The organism is Sandaracinaceae bacterium, assembly GCA_020633055.1.
In the GTDB taxonomy this organism is placed as follows: Bacteria; Myxococcota_A; Polyangia; order Polyangiales; family Houyiibacteriaceae; genus JADJJE01.
The window spans coordinates 487,138-505,800 of record JACKEJ010000008.1; the positions used below are offsets into that span (position 1 = coordinate 487,138).

At 69.6% G+C, this 18,663-nt stretch carries 16 protein-coding genes; 9 read left to right on the top strand and 7 right to left on the bottom strand.

All coding sequences use genetic code 11. The annotated features are described in order from the left end of the window. Positions 1–171 precede the first annotated feature (171 nt). The 4 genes from H6726_18845 to H6726_18860 all read right to left on the bottom strand — a co-directional run bounded on the left by H6726_18845 (position 172) and on the right by H6726_18860 (position 6,762). Positions 172–1,614, bottom strand: coding sequence for an FAD-binding protein (locus H6726_18845; GenBank protein MCB9659713.1), 1,443 nt, complete (start codon positions 1,612–1,614; stop codon positions 172–174). 31 nt (positions 1,615–1,645) lie between these two features. Further along, positions 1,646–4,192 (bottom strand): hypothetical protein, encoded by a 2,547-nt coding sequence (locus H6726_18850; protein ID MCB9659714.1) that lies wholly within the window; start codon positions 4,190–4,192, stop codon positions 1,646–1,648. Further along, a complete protein-coding gene (locus H6726_18855) occupies positions 4,189–5,205 on the bottom strand; it encodes a hypothetical protein (protein ID MCB9659715.1) in 1,017 nt (338 codons plus the stop codon). Before H6726_18855 ends, H6726_18850 begins: the two co-directional genes overlap by 4 nt. Positions 5,206–5,448: 243 nt before the next feature. Then, a complete protein-coding gene (locus H6726_18860; protein ID MCB9659716.1) occupies positions 5,449–6,762 on the bottom strand; it encodes a hypothetical protein in 1,314 nt (437 codons plus the stop codon). 158 nt (positions 6,763–6,920) lie between these two features. Here H6726_18860 and H6726_18865 point away from each other — a divergent pair, with 158 nt between their 5' ends. Further along, positions 6,921–8,030 (top strand): hypothetical protein, encoded by a 1,110-nt coding sequence (locus H6726_18865; GenBank protein ID MCB9659717.1) that lies wholly within the window; start codon positions 6,921–6,923, stop codon positions 8,028–8,030. Positions 8,031–8,149: 119 nt separating this feature from the next. Continuing rightward, positions 8,150–9,769 (top strand): glycosyltransferase family 39 protein, encoded by a 1,620-nt coding sequence (locus H6726_18870; protein MCB9659718.1) that lies wholly within the window; start codon positions 8,150–8,152, stop codon positions 9,767–9,769. On the opposite strand, the gene H6726_18875 is transcribed toward H6726_18870, so the two are convergent. Genes H6726_18875 through H6726_18885 form a run of 3 tightly spaced genes read right to left on the bottom strand, consistent with a single transcriptional unit; the run spans position 9,690 to position 12,221 of the window. Next, a complete protein-coding gene (locus tag H6726_18875) occupies positions 9,690–10,937 on the bottom strand; it encodes a zf-TFIIB domain-containing protein (protein ID MCB9659719.1) in 1,248 nt (415 codons plus the stop codon). The genes H6726_18870 and H6726_18875 overlap by 80 nt on opposite strands. A gap of 47 nt (positions 10,938–10,984) precedes the next feature. Next, the gene (gene pssA / locus H6726_18880) at positions 10,985–11,815 is read right to left on the bottom strand and encodes a CDP-diacylglycerol--serine O-phosphatidyltransferase (protein ID MCB9659720.1); all 831 of its coding nucleotides are present in this window, start codon (positions 11,813–11,815) and stop codon (positions 10,985–10,987) included. A 58-nt stretch (positions 11,816–11,873) separates the two neighbouring features. Next, on the bottom strand, positions 11,874–12,221 hold the full coding sequence (locus H6726_18885) for a PilZ domain-containing protein (protein MCB9659721.1): 348 nt from the start codon (positions 12,219–12,221) through the stop codon (positions 11,874–11,876). Positions 12,222–12,383: 162 nt separating this feature from the next. On the opposite strand from H6726_18885, the gene H6726_18890 reads away from it, so the two are divergent. The 7 genes from H6726_18890 (at position 12,384) to H6726_18920 (ending at position 18,414) form a co-directional block, all read left to right on the top strand. Beyond that, on the top strand, positions 12,384–13,205 hold the full coding sequence (locus H6726_18890) for a hypothetical protein (protein MCB9659722.1): 822 nt from the start codon (positions 12,384–12,386) through the stop codon (positions 13,203–13,205). A 50-nt stretch (positions 13,206–13,255) separates the two neighbouring features. After that, entirely contained in the window at positions 13,256–14,014 is a 759-nt protein-coding gene (locus H6726_18895) for a TIGR00266 family protein (protein ID MCB9659723.1), read from the top strand. Between the two features lie 99 nt (positions 14,015–14,113). Beyond that, positions 14,114–14,788, top strand: coding sequence for a TIGR00266 family protein (locus H6726_18900; protein MCB9659724.1), 675 nt, complete (start codon positions 14,114–14,116; stop codon positions 14,786–14,788). A 3-nt stretch (positions 14,789–14,791) separates the two neighbouring features. Continuing rightward, complete coding sequence (locus H6726_18905; GenBank protein MCB9659725.1) at positions 14,792–15,478, top strand: TIGR00266 family protein; 687 nt, start codon at positions 14,792–14,794, stop codon at positions 15,476–15,478. 127 nt (positions 15,479–15,605) lie between these two features. Further along, the gene (locus H6726_18910; protein MCB9659726.1) at positions 15,606–16,349 is read left to right on the top strand and encodes a glycosyltransferase family 2 protein; all 744 of its coding nucleotides are present in this window, start codon (positions 15,606–15,608) and stop codon (positions 16,347–16,349) included. A gap of 225 nt (positions 16,350–16,574) precedes the next feature. After that, a complete protein-coding gene (locus tag H6726_18915) occupies positions 16,575–17,471 on the top strand; it encodes a polyphosphate kinase 2 family protein (GenBank protein MCB9659727.1) in 897 nt (298 codons plus the stop codon). Then, on the top strand, positions 17,449–18,414 hold the full coding sequence (locus tag H6726_18920) for a metallophosphoesterase (protein ID MCB9659728.1): 966 nt from the start codon (positions 17,449–17,451) through the stop codon (positions 18,412–18,414). Before H6726_18915 ends, H6726_18920 begins: the two co-directional genes overlap by 23 nt. The last annotated feature ends 249 nt before the right edge of the window (positions 18,415–18,663 follow it).

Here is an 18,663-nt window from a genome sequence, read left to right on the forward strand (position 1 = left end):
GGACACGGCACGAGTGCGCCGCACCTCGGGCTAGTGCAGCCGCCGTGCCAGCGCGTCGCAACCGTGCGCTCGTTGAGCGAAGGGCAAATCTCCACGCATTCCTGCGCCATGCGCGACATCGCCGTGTGCCAGTCCGCGCCACCCCCCCTCGGGGCACGACATCACTGCCCGTCAGCAGGCGCCGTGATAGCGCTTGGCCGCTCCAGGGAAGATCTTTCCGGGGTTCAAGATGCCCCGCGGATCGAACACGTCCTTGATGCGCTCCTGCAGCGCGATCAGCGCCGGGCTCTGCTCGAGCGGCAAGTAGGGGGCCTTCAGGACACCGATGCCGTGCTCGCCGCTGAGCGTGCCACCCATGGCCACCACCTGCTCGAACAGGCCGCGGATGGCCATGTCGACAGCCGGCCGCTGGGCGTCGTCCTCCCACAGGAAGTTCACGTGCAGGTTGCCGTCCCCTGCGTGCCCGTACGTGGGCATCACGATGCCGTGGCGCTCGGCCAGGGCGCGGCACACGGCGAGCAGATCCGCGATCCGTGACCGGGGCACCACCACGTCCTCGCTGAGCTTGTGTCGTGCCGCGCGGCGCAGCGTGTGGCTGAGCTCCCTGCGCGCGGCCCACAGCCGCTCTCGCTCGCTGCCCTTGTCTGCCACGAGCACCTCCAGCGCGGAGGCATCCATCATGGCGTTCCCCACGAGCTCACGCTGCGCTTCGAGTGCATGGGCGGCACCGTCGAGCTCGACCAGGATCATGGCACGCGCGCCATCCGGGACGGGTACACCCGCCGCGGGGCGGACCAAATCGAGCGCGATGCGGTCCAGCAGCTCCACACAGCGGGGCACGATGCCGAGCGCCAGCATGGCCCCGACGGCGCGCCCGACGGACTCGTCGTCGGGCAAGAACACCAGCAGCGTCGCCACGGCCTCGGGCTTGGGCACCAGCCGCAGCGTGGCCTCGGTCACCACCCCGAGCGTCCCCTCGCTGCCCACCATGAGCGCCGTGAGGTCGTAGCCGGTGACGCCCTTGACCGTCCGCTTGCCCAGCCGGAGCACCGTCCCGTCGGCCATCACCGCCTGCATACCGAGCACGTACTCTCGCGTGACCCCGTACTTGAAGGCGCGCGGCCCACCCGCGTTGGCCGCGATGTTCCCGCCCAGCGCACACGTCGCGAGGGAGTTCGGGTCGGGCGGGTAGAACAGCCCCTCGTCCTCCACCTGCCGGTGCAGCTCCCCCGTGACCAAGCCTGGCTGCGCCACCGCGAGCAGGTCCGCCTGTTCGATGCCCAGGAGCCCGTTCATCTGCTCGAACGCGAGCACGATACCCCCCACGACCGGCACCGAGCCCCCTACCCGGCTGGTGCCCCCGGCCCTTGGTGTGACGGGCACGCCGTGCGCATGGCAGGCCCGCATCACGGCGCTCACCTGCCCCGTGTCCCGCACCCGCACCACCGCCTCGGGCACCACGGGCTGCACCTCGCTCTCGTCGCCCGCGTAGCCCATCAGCACGTCCCGGTCACGAATGACGGCGTCGCTCGGGAGCTCGCGGCCCAGCGTGATCAGCGCGCGCTCGGCCGCCGACACGGCGCCGCGTGACGGAGCAGTGAGGGGAGAGGTCATGCCTCAGCGTGTCACTGCGCCAACGCGCGCGCTACTCGCTGTCCACGCAGCTGTACTGGAGGCCCATGCTGGTCAAGGTGGGAGCCGTGGTCCCGGCCGCGTCGGGGTTGAGCACCGCCGTCACGCGCATGTAGGGGAGGTAGTTCTGTCCACCCATCGACGTGAGCAGGTCGCCGATGTCCACGAATTGGGCGGTGGTCGGCGCGTCGGGACGTGTGGGCACCGAGATGGTGATCGGGGACTGGCTGTTGAGCTCGGCCTCGGTCTCGGCGGTGCGGAACTGGAACACGACGCTCGTCGTGCCTGGGGTGCTGACCTCCCACTGGAAGAGTCCCCAGTCCGGCCGCGTGGGCGGGATGTCACACGTATCCGTCGCGTCGAAGGTGCGCGAGAAGGTCCCCGACATGTACGTCGTCGTGGGGACGTTCCCGGGCACGACGATGCGCACGGGCACGCGCTGCAGCTCGATCGCGCCCAGGTTGCCACGCACGATCAGGTCGAAGTTGAAGACCTGATCGACGGCCGTGGGCGTGATGACGTTGTTGTTGAAGGTGACCTGGAACGGGAGGCTCGTCCCCGGCAGACAGCTGGAGCAGCCGTTCGGGATGGCGCCCGTGCAGCCCACCGCGCAGCCGGGCGCGGGCAGCGTGATGGACTGCACCAACGCCGACGCGGGGATGCCCGGCAACAGGTTCACGTTCTCCACCACGACGTCCACGTGCATGCGCGAGAAGTTCGCGAGGTCGACCACCGCGTCGACGATGGCCGTGTCGAGACCCGAGCCGTTGCTGCTGATGTTCTCGATGAACGGGTCCCCGTTCGAGTCGAGCGAGTCGGTCGCGGCCGCCACCGCAGCCAGGTCGTTGTACGCGCTGTTGGGACCCGAGTTGACGCCGATGATGCGCATGTTGCGCGCGTTCATCGCGGCGATCACGTCGGGATAGGGGACGCCACCCGGGATGGTGACGGTGGCGCCGATGGTCAGGTCGAAGTTGCCCTGATCGTTGCTGTGCCCGTCGATGCGCAGGGTATAGGTGCCCGGGCTCAGGGTCCGGACGATGCGCGAGGAGTAGCTGCTGCCGCTGTCGTCGTCGCACTCGAGGCGCCCGGAGGTGGGGTTGGTCCCCGAGTAGAGCACGATGTACGTGTCGAACGACGACCCGCTCAGGTCGATGGTGATCTCGGACGTGGTGGCCACGGAGAACCGGATCAGGCGGTCGCGCGAGTTGTCGTTGCTGCTCCCGTCACAGCGCTTCGTGAAGTTGTTGCTCGCGCTGCTCGTGCTACCCGTGAAGAAGCGCAGGCCGTTCGACACGTTGCCGATGTCGACGATGTTGTTGTTGTTGCCCAGCGAGCCGCCGTTGACGGCACCGAGCGTGGTCCCGTCGTAGTCGTTGTTGCTGTTGGGGCCGTTGTGCATCGCCGCGTCCGTAATCATGATCACGATCGGGATGACGTTGGGGCGGAAGCAAGGGTAGCCCCAGCGGCCCGCCGGACAGCCGGTGCGAGCCGCCGTGTACTGGTTTCCGTCGTAGGAGAGGCCGTTGCCCGAGGCCACGGCGTAGAGCGCCTGCGAGCTGCCCTCGGGGATGTCGCGCCCGTTGTGGATGTTGAGGCCGTTCACCGCGGACTGAGCGGCCGCGGTGCTGTTGGTCATGTCCTGCAGATGGATGAACGGGAGGTCGTTGTAGCTGCTGTACCCGTAGGGCGACACGGGGTAGTCGTCGAAGCGACCGACACCGAACCACGTGCCGGGGATGGTGCAGCGGATCGCGCCGATCACGCCCGTGAGCGTCGGACAGGCGGGGTCGAGCACGCCCGTCGTGAGGCTGCTGCGGAGGTTGTTGATCTCGTTACCCATCGACCCGGTGGTGTCCACCAGGATGTAGATGTCGGCCTCGGTCAGCTTCACGTTGAAGGTCAGCGGGTCGACCGCCGACGCGCCCGGCGGCAGCACGTGGAAGAAGCCGCTCGCGCCCGCGCCCGTCGGGCAGCCGAAGAAGCCCACGAGACCAGGGGTGGTGGGGCAGTCGTCGGCGACGTCGGGCACGCCGTCCATGTCGGTGTCCACCCCCGACCCGCCGGTCGTGCTGATCACGGGGATGGGACGGATGCCTCGGGGCGGCCCGAGCGTGAACTCCACGTTGTCCGTGGTCACGCCGTCGGGTGGCGTGTCGATGTCGGTCTGGTCGGGCTCGTCGTCGGTCTCGAAGCAGTCCGGGTTGCAGGCGCTGCAGGCCCCTGGCGCCGAGATGATCTTGGGGCGCGGGATCTCCCAGTCGTGCACCGTGTCGCACTCGCTCCAGACGCCGTCCACGCAGTACATCGCGCCCGCCTCGCACAGCACCAGGGTGCCGCGCTCCTCGGTGTGGACGCAGGTCACGGACTCGGTGCCTGGCGTGCAGCCACATCCGGGCTCCTCCGCGAAGCACGTCGGACCGTCCACGACACTGTTGGGGTGCGCTTGGGACTCGAGGTCGACCGCGCCGTCAGCGCACCCTAGGACCCCGGTCGCCACCACGATGGAGGAGAGCGCCAACAGCAGACGCGGCGGGAGAGTGGCGATTCTCGGGGTCATGGGTTGCCTCCAGTGGCAGCGCCGACGCAGCGCGGGGACATCTCGAGGTGCGGCTGGGCACAGATCTGGCTGGGCGCGCAGTCACTGTGCGACGTACACGAACCCATCGGGGCACAGAACGGCCGACCGTCTCCGGCGTAGTCGATACAAGCGGACGAGCTCGGACAGGGCTGCTCCGCGCAGCTCCCGAGGAACCCACAGGTGTAGCCCTTCTCCTCGGGCTGGGCCCCGCAGATGCGGCCCTGGGACGCGCAGGTGCTGGGCACACACATCAGCTCGTCAGGAACACACTCCTTCTCCCCGTCGCCGTCCAGGTCGTAGCAGGCGCCGGGCTGGACACACACGCGGGAGTCGTGGCACGGCACGTCGATTCGGCGGCAGAACGCCTGCGTCGCCTGCTGCGCGAAGTCGCAGACGTAGCCCACGGGGCACGACAGCGGGTCGGTGTCGCACGGCACGCGACGATCCACGCACGCGCTCGACTCACACGTAAAGCCCAGCGGGCACTCGCGGTCGTTGCGGCAGTTGGGGTCCGGGGAGCGGCACGAGCGCCCCGCGGCCGAGTCCTCGCAGGTAGCGCCCGCCGCGCAGTCGCGGTCGTCGACGCAGGGATGACCCGCGGCCACGCAGCGGGCGCCGCCGCACCCGTCGTCGGCGCAGACGGTGCCGCTCGGGCACGCGGTGCTGCTGCAGTCGGTCGTCGTGAGGCAGGCGCACAGGTCGATCTCGCCGTCGCCGTCCAGGCACTCGGGCGGGATCTCGTCGCCGCCTGGCGGGATGTCCAGATCGGGGAGCGCACCCGCGTCCATCACGAGCCCACCGTCCTCGTCCACCGTGGCGTCGGGGCCCGCGTCGGAATCCACGACGTTTCCATCGGGCTGCACAGTGCCATCGAGCCGCCCCATGTCCGGGAGAGGCACGTTTCCATCGGGCTGCACGACGGTCCCGTCCGGCGATCCCGCGTCGGCGGTGCCGCCGCCCGATCCGCAGCCCGGCACGAGCCACGCAGCCACCAGACACGCAAGCAGAGGACCCGACCGTGGGGCAGAAAACGGATGGCCAAGACGCACGGCGACTCTCCTATGCAAAGAACGTACCCTAGGTGAAGACAACGAATGAGGGAGGTATCCGCGCCGATCCGTCGAGACTTCGGCGGGCGCCGAGGGCTCTGGTACGGCGCTCATGTCCGGTGGCATCGCATCGGATGCAGGAGTACGAAAACTTTTCGCGCCCGCCCGCCGACCTCACGTTCGATGTCAGGGCTGCGCGCAGACCACAGCCTGCGTGTAGGTGGTTGTCGTACCAGCGTCGACCTCGGCCCAGGCCAGCCGAATGCGACCCTCGTTGTTGACGGCGACGGAGATGGGGCCGCCAGTCGTCGTCGTCTCCCCGAGGACCACCGTCTGACTGAGCTCGCCGCGGCTGTTCAGGAGGGCGAGCGCGACGTGGGTGCCCATCGCGGTGGTCTGGCGGTACGCGACGACCACGCCACCGAGGAGCGGCGCGACACTGGGGTCGCGACCCGTCGCGTCCGCCGGCAGGGCGCTCCGGACCAAGCCGTCGGTGCTCCCGCTCACGGCGATGGCCTGCGCCCGGATGGCGTCGAAGCCCTCGTTGCGAGCAAAGACGAGCACGAAAGCGTCGAGCCCCAAGGCCTCGGCCGTGAGGTGGGTGACGGCCGTCCCCGTCGGGGCGCCCGCCGCGCTGATGGTCCGAACGCGCGCGTTGCCCGCGGCGTCCAACCACCCGCTCAGGAAGCCCCCCTCCTGCCCGGCCACCAGCGCCCCTTGGGAGGTGAGCTCGGCCGCATCCGAGGCGCGGGTCCAGGCGCTGGTCGTAGCTCCCGTGGCCCCGAGCGCCGCGACGTTCCACTCGCGGGTGGTCCCACTCTGGGTGTCGTCGTGGATGTGACCGGCGAGCAGCGCGCCGTTCGCGTCCGACGCCAAGGCAGGGGACGAGGCAGCCCCGACGGAGGTGGTCACCCGCTGCAGTGCGGTTCCGGGCACTCCGTCTTCGTCCAGGGTGCGGGTCCACATCTCGAACCCCATCTCACGGTTGTCGATCCAGGCCGCGAGGTAGCCCGTCGAGGTTCCCACGACCACGGGATCGCGTGAGACGCTCGAGACGGCCGAGCCACCCGCGTCCGTGGTGATGGGGAAGTCGGAGCCCGCCATCACGCCGTCGGGCGTGTCGCGGTACACGCGCACCCAGAGGTCGTCGAAGGTCGCACGCCGCTCGCGAAACACGATGGCGAAGTCGTTCTCGCGATGGGCGATCGCGATGCGCTGCAGCACGAGCGCGGTCTCGCTCCCGAGCATCTCGGCAGCCTCCACCTGGCACTCGAGCATCCCGGCGTCGCCGCCAGCGTCCAGCTGCGCCATGTCGACGGCGCTGTCGTGCCCGAGATCGCCTCCGGCATCGACGCGCTGGTCCAAGCGACCGCCATCGACGGGGGGCGGGGGGGGCGTCGACTCGGCGCCGGAACACGCAGCGACGAAGAGGCCGAGAGAAGCGCACCCGGCGAAGGAGAGAGCCCCCAGGGGGACTCGGCGGCGAGACGAGAAACGCATGGTGTGAAGCATCGTAGCCCCGCGGACCCCAAAAGAGCAGAATTACGCTGTGGTCGAAGATCCTATCCTGCGGGTGCACCGAGATCAAACTCTCGCCCGCCATCGAGAGCGGCCCTCCGGGTAGAGGCTTCCCGCGTGGGCTGCTAGCATCCGCCGCGGTGCACGACGCCCCCCGCCACGATGACGTCCGCGCCACGGCCCTCGGCGCCCCAGCGGCCGCCTCCGTCGATGTCCCGTCGCCGGAGGCTACGTCCACGGACGTGGACTCGGGGATGCCTCGGCGGGGCGAGGCGCGCGCTCCCCGCGGTGTGCGCTGGACGGCCTGGCGCGTGCTGTTCGCCTGCACACTGACGGTCGCCGCGGTCGAGGTCATCGGGCACTTCACGGTGCAGTCACGGGTTGTCCACCAGGAAGACTGGGAGCGCGCGGCCAGCTTCCTGGCGACGCACGTGGCCGACGACGATGGCTTGGTCGTCGCCCCGGAGTGGATGTCACCCGTCGCACGTATGGCCCTGGGCGAGCTCGTGACCGAAGAGCGCGTGGGCTACTCCGACCTCGCGGGATTCACGCGCGTGTTCGAGCTGAGCGCGCGGGGCCGGCGTCATCCCGACCTCGCGGGCCTCGAAGCGGCGAACGTCACGCGTGTCGGTGCGCTCACCATCCGAGAGTACGCCCTCGGGCCGTCCCCTGTGCTCTTCGACCTGACGGGGCACCTCGAGGCGGCCCACGTGGACCTCGTCCACGGGGACGAAGCCCAACCCTGCGCGTTTCAGCGCGGGTCGCTGGGCCGCGGAGGGCTCGGCGCCGGTCCCCTCATGCCGGCCGCGCGCTTCCAGTGCGAGCGACGTCGCCCATGGCTCTATGTCGGACGCACCATCAACGAGGACCTCACGCTGCAGCCGCGCCGCTGCGTCTGGCAGCACCCCGCCGAGCCGGGGAGCCGTGTCCGCACCACCTTCGAGGACGTACCTCTGGGCGCGCGGCTCGTGCTGTACGCCGGGCTCTACTACGAGCACGAGCGCATGCGCGAGCACGGCCCCTTCGACCTGCGCGTGTACATCGACGGTCGCGAGGCAGCCCACATGACGCACCGCGACGGCGACGGATGGAAGCGGCTCGAAGCGCTGACGGGTGGCCCAGATGCGGACCCCACGCGCGTGGGGCGCGTGCAGATCGAGGTGGAGGCCGACGATCCGCACCTGCGCAGCGTGTGCTGGTCGGCCGACATCCGCTCTGCGGTACGCGCTCGGACGGAGGTGGCGCCGTGAGCGCAGCGCCGCCCCACGCGTCCACGCGCCGCAGCGTGCGCGCGGCCGACTACGGCATCGCCTTCGCGCTCGCGGCGTCCTACGTGTGGCTGCTGGTGGCCACCGAACCCGATCTCGCCATGAGCCGTGACGAGAGCTTCTACGTCACCGCCGCCGAGGACTACGCCGCGTGGTTCGAGCTGCTGGCCCGCGACCCCGACGCGGCGCTAGCGCGGGAGGCCATCGATCGCGCGTGGGACTACAACAACGAGCACCCGCCGCTGGCCAAGACCGCGTTCGCCTTCTCGCTGTTGGCTCACCGCCACCTCGGCTGGTTCGCGCGTGAGTCGTTGGCCCACCGCTTCCCCGGCATGCTGGCGGGCGGGGCGCTCCTCTTCCTCATCTATCTGTTCGGGGCGCGGGTGTTCGGCAGGCAGGCCGGGGTGTTCGCGGCCGTGGCGTTCGCGCTGCTGCCGCGCGTCTTCTATCACGCGCACTTGAACGCGTTCGACGTGCCCATCGCCTTGATGACCACGTGGACCACCTACTGCTACTGGCGGTCGCTGACGAAGCGTCGCTGGGCCGTGATGACAGGGGTGGCGTTCGGCTGCGCGCTCGCCACGAAGCACAACAGCTGGGTGCTACCGGGCATCTACGCCATCCACTTCGCGTGGCTGACGTGGAACGAGACGCACTACCGGCGTGCTCACCCCACGCTCCCGCCGCGCGTCGCGCGCGTCCCGTACTGGCTGCTGGCGATGGCCCTGATCGGCCCAGCGCTGCTGGTCGCGAGCTGGCCGTGGATCTGGCACGACACGCTCCCTCGCTTGGGCCAGTACGCGGCGTTCCACCTGCGGCACGAGTATTACAACATGGCGTACTTCGGGGAGAACTACTTCCAGCCGCCGTTCCCGGTGAGCTTCCCGTTCGTCATGACCGGCTACACCGTCCCATTCACGGTGCTCATGCTAGCCGTCCTGGCGATCGCGGAGCGCACGCGCGCGGTGCTCCCCCGTGCGTGGCTCGCGCGGCTGTGGCCGGTGGGGCCAGTTCACGCCGATCGGCGCAACACCGACGTCCTCTTCCTCGGGTGCTTGCTGGCCCCGATGCTGATGATCGCGCTGCCGAGCACGCCCATCTTCGGCGGCACCAAGCACTGGTTCCCAGCCTATCCGTTCCTGTGCCTCTACGCGGGCTACGGGTTCGTGCGCCTGACTCGCCTGCTGCGTCCGATGTTCGCCACGAGGCTCCCTGCGCGGGTGGTCCTGGCGGCTGGCGAGGCGCCCCTGCGCGTGTCCCTCGCCGTCGTGTTGCTCGCGCCGAGCGCGCTCGAGACGGTGCATAGCCACCCCTTCGGACTATCGCACTACACCTACATCGCGGGCGGCGTCCCGGGCGCGGCCGACCTGGGCATGAACCGCCAGTTCTGGGGCTTCACCACGGGGAGCGTGACGGGCTTCCTGCGCCAGCACCTGCCCGAGGGGGGCAGCGTGTACGTCTGCGACACCACCTTTCAGGCGATGAACATGCTGGTCCGTGACGGGGACCTCCCGAGCAACATCCGTCCCACACCAGATCTCGCGGGCGCCGACTTCGTCCTGGTCCACCACGAGCACCACTTTGCCGAGGTGGAGTACCAGGCCTGGGTGGCGTTCGGGACGCGGACGCCTGCGCACGTGCTCACGTACGATGGGGTACCGATCGTGACCATCTACGAAAACCCACGGCGGCGTACGCGGCGATCAACGACGCCCCCGTGAGCAGCGCCATGGCCGTGTAGAAGCTGGTCAAGCCCGCCTCCGACCAGCCGTAGGCGTGGATCAGGCGGTCCAGGTCGCCGGAGCCATCGTGGCTACCTCCGAAGATGGTGCCCATGGGCATGCGCGCCGTGCCGAGCGCCACCCCGAACCACAAGCGGGTGGCAGACCACCAGGTCGCGAAGGCTGGAAAGATGAGCAGCACGCGAAAGAAGTCCCAGCGCAGGCGGTCGGGCAAGCGGAAGAAGAAGCTGACGATCATCAGCGCGCTGATCCAGAACTCCCCCGCCACGCCCCCGAGGATGGTCCACTCGAACGAGCGCTCGGCGCTGATCGCCAGACTGAAGAAGGCGAGCAGCGCGAGCCCGACGGCGCTCAAGGCGACTCCAAAGGGGCGCCGCTCGCGGTACGCGTAGACGGCCAGCACGCCGAACAAGAAGGCCATGCCGAGACCCACGAAGAGGGAGCGCTGCTCCTCCCAGAAGGTCACGCCGCAGGGCAGGGGGAGCGCGCGGCGGCTGCTGAGCCAGGAGGGCACGGCGTGCCCCAGCTCGTGGATGAAGAGCTGCACGGGGAGGACGAAGGTCATGGCCCCGTCGCTGCTCGACACGAGCCACCCGAGGACGGCCGCGAGCGGGAACGTGCCCAGCTCGACCACGGGGTGGTCGAACGGGACGCGGTCGGGCCGGTCGCCGACGGGGGCGTCGTCGTCTCGACGGAGCGCGGCGCGCAGCTCGGCGCCAGTGGGCAGGCGCGGTCCCTCACCCCGCTGCAGACCTGCGTCTACGCTCGGAGCCGCGGACACCCGCTCGGACGCGTCGACGAGGCTGGCCACGGCACCCGCGCGCTGGCTCCCACGGAGACCGTCCAGCACGGCGCGCGTGAGCAGCACGCCCCCGCATGCGCTGCAGCACAGGAGGGGTCCCGCGTCGCACTCGCGCTCGCCCACGGCAGCCTGCCCGCACGCTGGACAGAGCGCGTCGGTCCCCGCGAGTCCGGGCAACAGCGGCGCTCGGAGCTCGGGTTCGTGCCCGACCAGCGTGAGGAGGTCGGCTCGGTCCAGCCAGAGGCGCTCGCAGCGTGTGCAGAGCCCGGCCAAGACGCCCCGCCGCTCGGGCCGGTCCCCCAGCGTCGGTGTGTGGCACCCGGGGCAGACGCGGTCTTCGAGCACTGGCACCTCGTGTCGTTGGGACTGAACGCTCGGATGGACGCGAGGCGTTACAGGACGTTGGGCTCGTCCACGGAGTCGAGCTCGTCATCCTCGAATTCGTCGAGCGTGGCGTGGCGCTGGGTCTCGGGCTCGCGCCGCACCAGCCCGATGACCGTCTCCACGATGCCGATCAGCACGTAGCTGGCGAGCAACCACACGAGCGCGATGGAGGCATGGTAGCGGAGCGCCAAGAAGGCGGTGGAGCCCACCGCGAGCGCCATGAACACGACCGTGCGCGCCGAGAGCTTGAGATCCTTGAAGGACCGAAAGCGGACCGTGCTGACCATGAAGAACGAGAGCATCACCACCACGCCGGCGATGAGGACCGTGGTGCCGAACAGGCGCGTGTCCGTGGCGGTGTTGGCCACCACCAGGGAGATGAGGATGCCCGAAGCAGCGGGGATGGGGAGGCCCAGGATGTACTTGCCGGGCTTCTTGGGCGCGCCGCTCTCCTCGACCGCGAGGACGTTGAAGCGCGCCAACCGAATGGTGCCGCACGCCACGTAGCCGAACGCGATGGCGACGCCGACGGCCCCCAGCTTGTGCAGCGACCAGCGGTAGACGAGCACCCCGGTGGCCACCCCGAACGAGATGACGTCTGCCAGGGAGTCCAGCTGCACGCCGATGGCGCTCTGCGTCTTGGTCAAGCGCGCGACGCGGCCGTCGATCGTGTCGAAGAACATGGCGAACACGATCAACAAGGCGGCGCGGTAGTAGTCGTTGTCCGTGGCGCCTGGGCCACCGCAGACCAACACCGCATAGAACCCACAGAGCACGCTCGAGAGCGTGAACAGGTTCGGCAGGATGAACAGGCTGCGTCGGAGGTCGACTTTCTTCATCGCTGCGCCACGCTATCACGGGCCGCTTTGGATTGCATGAGCGCCAGAGGGGAGGGGGTCAGGCGAGCGGCGCCGTCGGGGTCAGCGTTTTGAAGAGCTGGTGGAAGCCCCACACCTCGATGGCGCGCAGGCTCCCGAACTGCACCCCGAACCCATCGGGCTTGTTCCAACGCACCACCCCGTCGCAGGTGGTGTCCTCCTTGAGCGCCGGCAAGCGGAAGCTCACCGTCACCTCCGTGCCGTACGGCAGCTGAGCCTCGCTCAGCAGGTACATCCCCCCCAGGCTCACGTTGAGCGTGCGGGTCTCGATGGGCTCACCCGGCGCTCCGCCGTCCACGGCCTTGGCCGTGATGACCACCTGGAGGTCACAGTCGTATCGCTCATGTACGCGGCGTCCTGACACCATTACCTCGCTGCAGCCCGCTGGCCGTCGTGGGGTGAGCCCAGGAGGTAGCCTCGTCGCCTCGGCAAGTCAACCATCCCGAACTGGTCAGGGGTGCTATCGTCGGGCGGTGACGCCGGCCCCCCGAACACCTACAGCACACCCCATGCTCGCAGCGGGTGCGCCATGACCCCCTCGGGCGCGCGGCTGATCGTCACGAGCGTCGCCGCGTGCTGCGCGTTCATCGTACTCACGCTGCCACGCGCCACCGCCCCGAGGCCGCCTCTGCTGCTCCCCACCGACGCGGAGCGCGAGCTCCCCGACACCCTCGCGACGGAGGCTCGACAAGCGGACGAGGCCGCAGCGCTGGCAGGCCCCGCGTTCGAGCGCCTGTCGCGGCTCGAGGCCGAGCAGGGCCGCAGCGAGGTCGGACCCGGCGAGCCCCCCGGGGTGGCTGGCGAGCGGGCGCTCGGGCTCCAGCGGCTGCTGACCGTCCTGGAGCGCGAGCACCCCGGAGCGACCGTCGCGCTCCGCGCGCATTCCATGACGCGGCTGTGGCCCGCGCTCCGGGGCGACCTCGACCCGGCGGAGGAGCAGGAGGTGCTGGGCAGCTTCCCGCGCATGCTCGAACGCTATGGTGCCGCCCGCGACGGACGCCGATTGGCACCGCGCAGCGTCGTCCACGCGATGTACAAGGCGCGCTGGAACGTCCTCCACGGGCTCCCACAGGACGCAGGCTTCTCACCCGCGGAGGAGCGCGCCTTCTGGGGGTGGGCGGCCGCTCACGTCGAGAGCGCGAGCGCCGACGGAATGGATCCGCTGCGCTTCGAAGCGATCCGCCGTTACGCGGCGGCCGAGGGGCCCGCCGCACGGGAGCTCTTGGCCTTCGGGGCGTACGAGGCCCGCGAGTACGCTCACGCCGCGCGCCTCTACCAAGACCTCTTCGAGGAGACGGGTCACCTGCGCTACCGAAACCACGCCCGCGCCAGCCTGCTGCTGGCGCAGTAGCGAACCTCCGGGCTTGATCGTCGGGACCGGGGTGCGGTACCCATGGGCCCATGGAAGCCGCACCCGCGACCAGCGCCACGCCCCCCCAGACAGCGCTCGCCCCGAGCGGGGGGACGCCTCATCAGATCACCCACGGTCCCTCGTTCGCGATGCTGCGCGTGGATCTGCCCCCGGGTCAGGAGGTCGTGGCCGAGGCGGGCTCGATGGTGGCGCGGCACAGCCAGGTGGCGATGGAGGTCAAGCTCAACGCCGGCTCGGCCTCGGGCTTCTTCGCGAAGTTCAAGGCCTTCATGATCGCGATGATCCGCAAGATCGTCGGTGGAGAGACCTTCTTCGTGAACCACTTCTCGTCGCCGAGCGGCGGCAGCGTGTGGATCGCCCCGAACATGTCGGGTCAGATCAGCCACCGGCGCATGAACGGGGAGACGTTGACGCTCAGCTCGGGAGCCTTCCTGGCGTCCGTGGGCACCTTCGACGTGAGGATGAAGTTCGGCGGGCTGCGCAGCCTGCTCGCCAAGGAGGGCGCGTTCTTCCTCCAGATCCAGGGCACCGGCGACCTGTGGTTCAACAGCTACGGCGGGGTCCACGCGGTCCCCGTCAACGGCGCCTACATGGTCGACAACGGGCACCTGGTGGGCTTCGAGGGGCAGCTCACCTTCGACATCAAGTCCGCCGGTGGCGGGCTGATGGGCTTCATGGCGTCCGGCGAGGGCCTGGTGTGTCAGTTCCAGGGACAGGGCACGGTCTACATCCAGTCGCGCAACACCAGCTCGCTGGTGGACTGGCTCACGCGCTTCCTCCCCATCTGACCCTCGCCGAGTGGTCGTCGCGGAGCGCCGAGCTCCGCGGCCTGGCCACGACGACCCATGGCTGTGAATTTCGTTTGAACCGAGCGCGGAGAGCAACCCATGCAGTTTGAGATCGCATATCGACCCGGCCAGTCCATGGCGCGCGCCGTCCTGGCTCCGGGAGAGCAGCTGGTGGCGGAGTCGGGGGCCATGGTGGGCATGTCCACCAACGTGCACATGGAGACGAGCAGCGGCGGGCTGAAGGCTGGCCTGAAGCGCCTGTTCGGGGGCGAGTCGTTCTTCCGCAACACGTTCACGGCGCAGAACGGACCCGGCGAGGTGCTGCTCGGGCAAGTGCTGTGTGGCGACATGGTGGCGCTCGACATGACCCCGGAGGGCTACTTCGTGCAGTCCGCCAGCTACATCGCGTCGACGGCGGGCGTGAACATCGACACCAAGGTCGGCGGGTTCCGCAGCTTCTTCGCGGGCGAGGGTGTCTTCGTGCTGAAGGCTACGGCCAGCCAACCGGGGCAGCTGCTGGTGGGCGCCTTCGGCGGCATCCAGGAGCTGGTGTGCGACGGGAGCCTGGTGATCGACACGGGCCACCTGGTCGCGTGGGACGCGAACCTGCAGTACAAGGTCGGCAAGAGCGGCAGCGGCTGGATCGCCAGCTTCCTCTCTGGCGAAGGCCTCGTGTGTCACTTCCAGGGCCAGGGTCGCATCTGGATTCAAACGCGGAACCCCGTGGAGTACGGGCGCGATGTGGGCGGCATGCTGCCCCCGAGGGAGGCCTGAGCCATGCAGTACCAGATCATCGACCGACCGGACTTCGGGGTCATCCAGCTGCGCTTCGATCAGGCAGGAGAGCAGATCATCGCCGAGTCGGGCGCCATGGTCGCACGTGACCCGGCCATCGAGATGAAGAGCGCCATCCAGGGCGGCCTCGGCGGCGCGTTGAAGCGCAAGATGCTGGGTGGAGAGAGCCTGTTCCAGAACACGTTCACGGCCACGCAGGCCGGGCAGACGCTGTGGCTCGCGCCGGCGCCGGAGGGGGACATCGTCAACCTCGAGATGGATGGGCAGCACGAGGTGATGCTCAACTCGGGGGCCTACCTGGCGTCGGCCCCCAGCGTGAACCTCGACACCAAGTGGGGTGGGGCCAAGGGCTTCTTCAGCGGGACGGGGTTCTTCTTGCTCAAGTGCTCGGGTACGGGGCCGCTGTTCTTCAACGCGTTCGGCGGCATCCACGTGGTGGACGTCGGCCCCGCTGGCTACATCGTCGACACGGACCACGTCGTGGGGTTCACGACCGGGCTGAACTACCAGGTCACGAAGGTGGGTGGACTGAAGAGCCTCTTCCTCTCGGGTGAGGGGCTGGTGTGCCGCTTCCACGGACAGGGGCGCCTCTGGATCTCCACCCGCGCACCCGGCGGCCTCGCGTCGTTCCTGCACCCCTTCCGGCGGGTGAAGGCCAAGACCAACTGACTTGGCTGAGGCGAGGTCCCCGACCGACCTCGGCGGGCTGGCCGCGCGAGGGGAGCAGTCCATCCAAGGTGGGCTGACGCTCGCTGTCGACGCGGAACGGGGACGCTGATAGAACGCGGGCTCCGTGATGCCACCCGCTCCGCCCGACCAGCCCGAAGAAACGCCGCGCGAGCCCGTGCTCAGCGTCGTGATGCCCGCGTACAACGAAGAGGCGACCGTGCTGGACACCATCGCGCGTGTGTTGGCCGTGCCTCTCGCGCTCGAGCTGATCGTCGTGGACGACGGGTCCATCGACGCGACGCGCGCGCTCCTCGACGCGAACTACCGCGACCATCCGCGCGTACGGGTCATCTTCCAGCCCTTCAACCAAGGCAAGGGCGCTGCGTGCCGCACGGGCTTTCAACACGCGCGGGGCCGCTACGTGGTCATCCAAGACGCCGACGCGGAGTACGACCCGCAAGAGCTCCCCAAGCTGCTCGAGCCGCTGCTGGACGACCGCGCGGACGTGGTGTTCGGGAGCCGCTACCTGCATGCCCCGCCGACGCTCCTTCGCAGCTGGCACACGCGCGCCAACAACGTCTTCACGGCCATGAGCAACGCCGTCACGCCGATGAAGTTCACCGACGTGCACACCTGCTACAAGCTCGTGCGGCGCGACATCCTGCTGGGGCTCGAGCTGCGCGAGCCCGGCTTCGGTATGGATCAGGAGCTCGCCATCAAGGTGGCGCAGCGTGGCTGCCGCATCGTCGAGGTGCCCATCCGCTACGAACCCCGCGGCTACGCGGCAGGGAAGAAGCTGGGGCCCCTCGACGCAGCGCGCATCGCCTGGTGCATCGCGCGTTACGGCGTGCCGGGGCTGCTGCGGCGCTGACGGTGTTGACACCGCTGCGGCCGCTGACGGGGTGCCGGGACCGCTGCTGCGTTGACGGTGCTGACACCGCTGCGGCGCTGATGGGGCCCTGGGGACAGCGCCTTGCCACCTCCACATCCCTGCGCGGCCGAGCGTGAGACCAGCGTGCGTCCCCCTCGCTCAGCGCACCCCCTGCGCGACGCTTCGAGGTAGGCGCGGGGGGCGGGCGCGGCTACCCTTACGCGCATGGCACGCATCCTGTTCACGCCCCCCCCGTCCGAGTACCTGGTCCCCACCGACGGCAGCTTCCGCATCCGGCGCGCCCCCACCACCCCACCTGCAAAGAAGGCGGGTGACGATGCGAAGAAGGACAACAAGAAGCAGCTGAAGGAGCACGTGGAGCGCATCTCGGAGCTCCAGGAGCGGCTGTACGCGGCCGACCGACACAGCGTGCTGCTCGTGTTCCAGGCCATGGACGCGGCTGGCAAGGACGGCACGATCCGCGCGCTGCTGAGCGGCATCAACCCGGCGGGCTGCCAGGTCCAGTCGTTCAAGTCGCCGTCGAGCCTGGAGCTGGATCACGACTTCCTCTGGCGCATCAGCCGGGCGCTGCCCGAGCGCGGTCGCATCGGCGTGTTCAACCGCAGCCACTACGAGGAGGTGCTGGCGGTGCGCGTGCACCCCAGCTACGTCGAGGCCCAGAACCTGCCCGCCCCGCACGCGAGCGGCGCGGAGCTGTGGCGGCAGCGGCACGAGTCGATCAACGACTTCGAGAAGCACCTGGCGCGCAACGGCACCGTCATCCTCAAATTCTTCCTGAACGTCTCGCGCGAGGAGCAGCGCTTGCGGCTCATGGCGCGCATCGACGAGGCCGACAGCAACTGGAAGTTCGACGCGCGGGACCTGCGCGAGCGGGCGCTCTGGCCAGCCTACATGAAGGCGTTCGAGGACACGCTGCGCAGCACGTCGACCCCATGGGCGCCGTGGTACGCCATCCCCGCCGACGACAAGCCCTTCATGCGAGTGGAGGTCGCGCGCATCGTGCGAGCCACGCTCGAGGGGCTGAAGCTCAAGTTTCCGAAGGTCTCGCCCGAGCAGCTGGCCGAGATGCAGCGCCTGCGTGAGCAGCTTGCCGCCGAGTGACGACGCCACGATGACGAGCGAGGCGCGGCAAAACGGGGGTGCCAAGAGACGCACGGACGCGAACGAGACGTCCCAGCGCATTGGCGTGGTGGGGGACGTGCACACCCAGTGGGACGACGAGGACACCCGCCTGCTCGACGCGCAGGGCTACGACCTGGTGCTCATCACCGGCGACCTGGGCGGCTATCGCGCGCGCGGCGCGGAAGAGGTGGCGCGGCGCATGGCCCACCTGCGCACGCCCGCGATCGCCATCGCCGGCAATCATGACGCGGTCCACGCGGCGCAGCTCATCTCCGAGGCGCTCCCCCAGGCGCGGCCGCTCCGCAGCCTGCTCGGAGTGGGACAGGAGGCGCGCGTCAACCAGCTGGCGCAGGCGCTCGGCCCCATTGCGCTCGGTGGCTACAGCCTGCACCCCGCGGGCGCGGACCTGTGTGTCGTGGTGGCGCGTCCGCACTCGATGGGCGGGCCCGAGCTGGCCTTCGCCAACGCCCTGCGTCAGCGCTACGGGGTGCGGTCACTGTCCGACTCCGCCGAGCGGCTGTGTGCGTGTGTGGACGACGCTCCGCCGGGCGCCCGGCTGATCTTCCTGGCGCACAACGCGTGCTCTGGACACGGCGCGGGCCGGGCCGACATCGCGGGCCGGGACTTCCACCGGGACGAGGGCGACTGGGGTGACCCCGATCTGCGTGCCGCGGTCGACCACGCGCGCAGCCGGGGGCGCGAGGTCGTCGCGGTCGTGTCCGGCCACATGCACCTTTCGCTGCGAGGGGGGGGCCGGCGCACGGACCACGTGATGGAGCATGGCACGCTGCACCTCAACGCGGCGGAGGTCCCGCGCCATCGACGGGCCGAGCGGGGTGGGCCCGTGACGGAGCGGCACCACGTGCGGCTCGAGGTCGGGCCGAGCTCCGGGCAGGTGCGCTTCGACCACGTGTGGCTCTGACCGGGATGTGCCGTCCGGCCGAGCTCTGCCAACCCCCCCATCTTGCGGCAAGCACATGAAAAGAGACGGGCGGAGCACCACATGGTGTCCGCCCGTCCGAGCTTTCGGGGCCCTCTAGAGGGAGTCCCGTACGAGCTGGTTAGCTCGTCAGGCCCGTCCGCAGTGAGAGCCCGAATCTACTTGAACAGTTCATATTGCTCGCCTCCCCGGCCAAGTGCCGGCGTCCCGGGGTCTCTGGCGGTCCGTAGA

Excerpts from the sequence above, each read along its gene's own strand:
- H6726_18845 (MCB9659713.1), bottom strand. The coding sequence starts at position 1,614 with ATGACCTCTCCCCTCACTGCTCCGTCACGCGGCGCCGTGTCGGCGGCC.
- H6726_18850 (MCB9659714.1), bottom strand. The coding sequence starts at position 4,192 with ATGACCCCGAGAATCGCCACTCTCCCGCCGCGTCTGCTGTTGGCGCTC.
- H6726_18860 (MCB9659716.1), bottom strand. The coding sequence starts at position 6,762 with ATGCGTTTCTCGTCTCGCCGCCGAGTCCCCCTGGGGGCTCTCTCCTTC.
- H6726_18870 (MCB9659718.1), top strand. The coding sequence starts at position 8,150 with ATGAGCCGTGACGAGAGCTTCTACGTCACCGCCGCCGAGGACTACGCC.
- pssA (MCB9659720.1), bottom strand. The coding sequence starts at position 11,815 with ATGAAGAAAGTCGACCTCCGACGCAGCCTGTTCATCCTGCCGAACCTG.
- H6726_18885 (MCB9659721.1), bottom strand. The coding sequence starts at position 12,221 with ATGGTGTCAGGACGCCGCGTACATGAGCGATACGACTGTGACCTCCAG.
- H6726_18890 (MCB9659722.1), top strand. The coding sequence starts at position 12,384 with ATGACCCCCTCGGGCGCGCGGCTGATCGTCACGAGCGTCGCCGCGTGC.
- H6726_18895 (MCB9659723.1), top strand. The coding sequence starts at position 13,256 with ATGGAAGCCGCACCCGCGACCAGCGCCACGCCCCCCCAGACAGCGCTC.
- H6726_18900 (MCB9659724.1), top strand. The coding sequence starts at position 14,114 with ATGCAGTTTGAGATCGCATATCGACCCGGCCAGTCCATGGCGCGCGCC.
- H6726_18905 (MCB9659725.1), top strand. The coding sequence starts at position 14,792 with ATGCAGTACCAGATCATCGACCGACCGGACTTCGGGGTCATCCAGCTG.
- H6726_18910 (MCB9659726.1), top strand. The coding sequence starts at position 15,606 with ATGCCACCCGCTCCGCCCGACCAGCCCGAAGAAACGCCGCGCGAGCCC.
- H6726_18915 (MCB9659727.1), top strand. The coding sequence starts at position 16,575 with ATGGCACGCATCCTGTTCACGCCCCCCCCGTCCGAGTACCTGGTCCCC.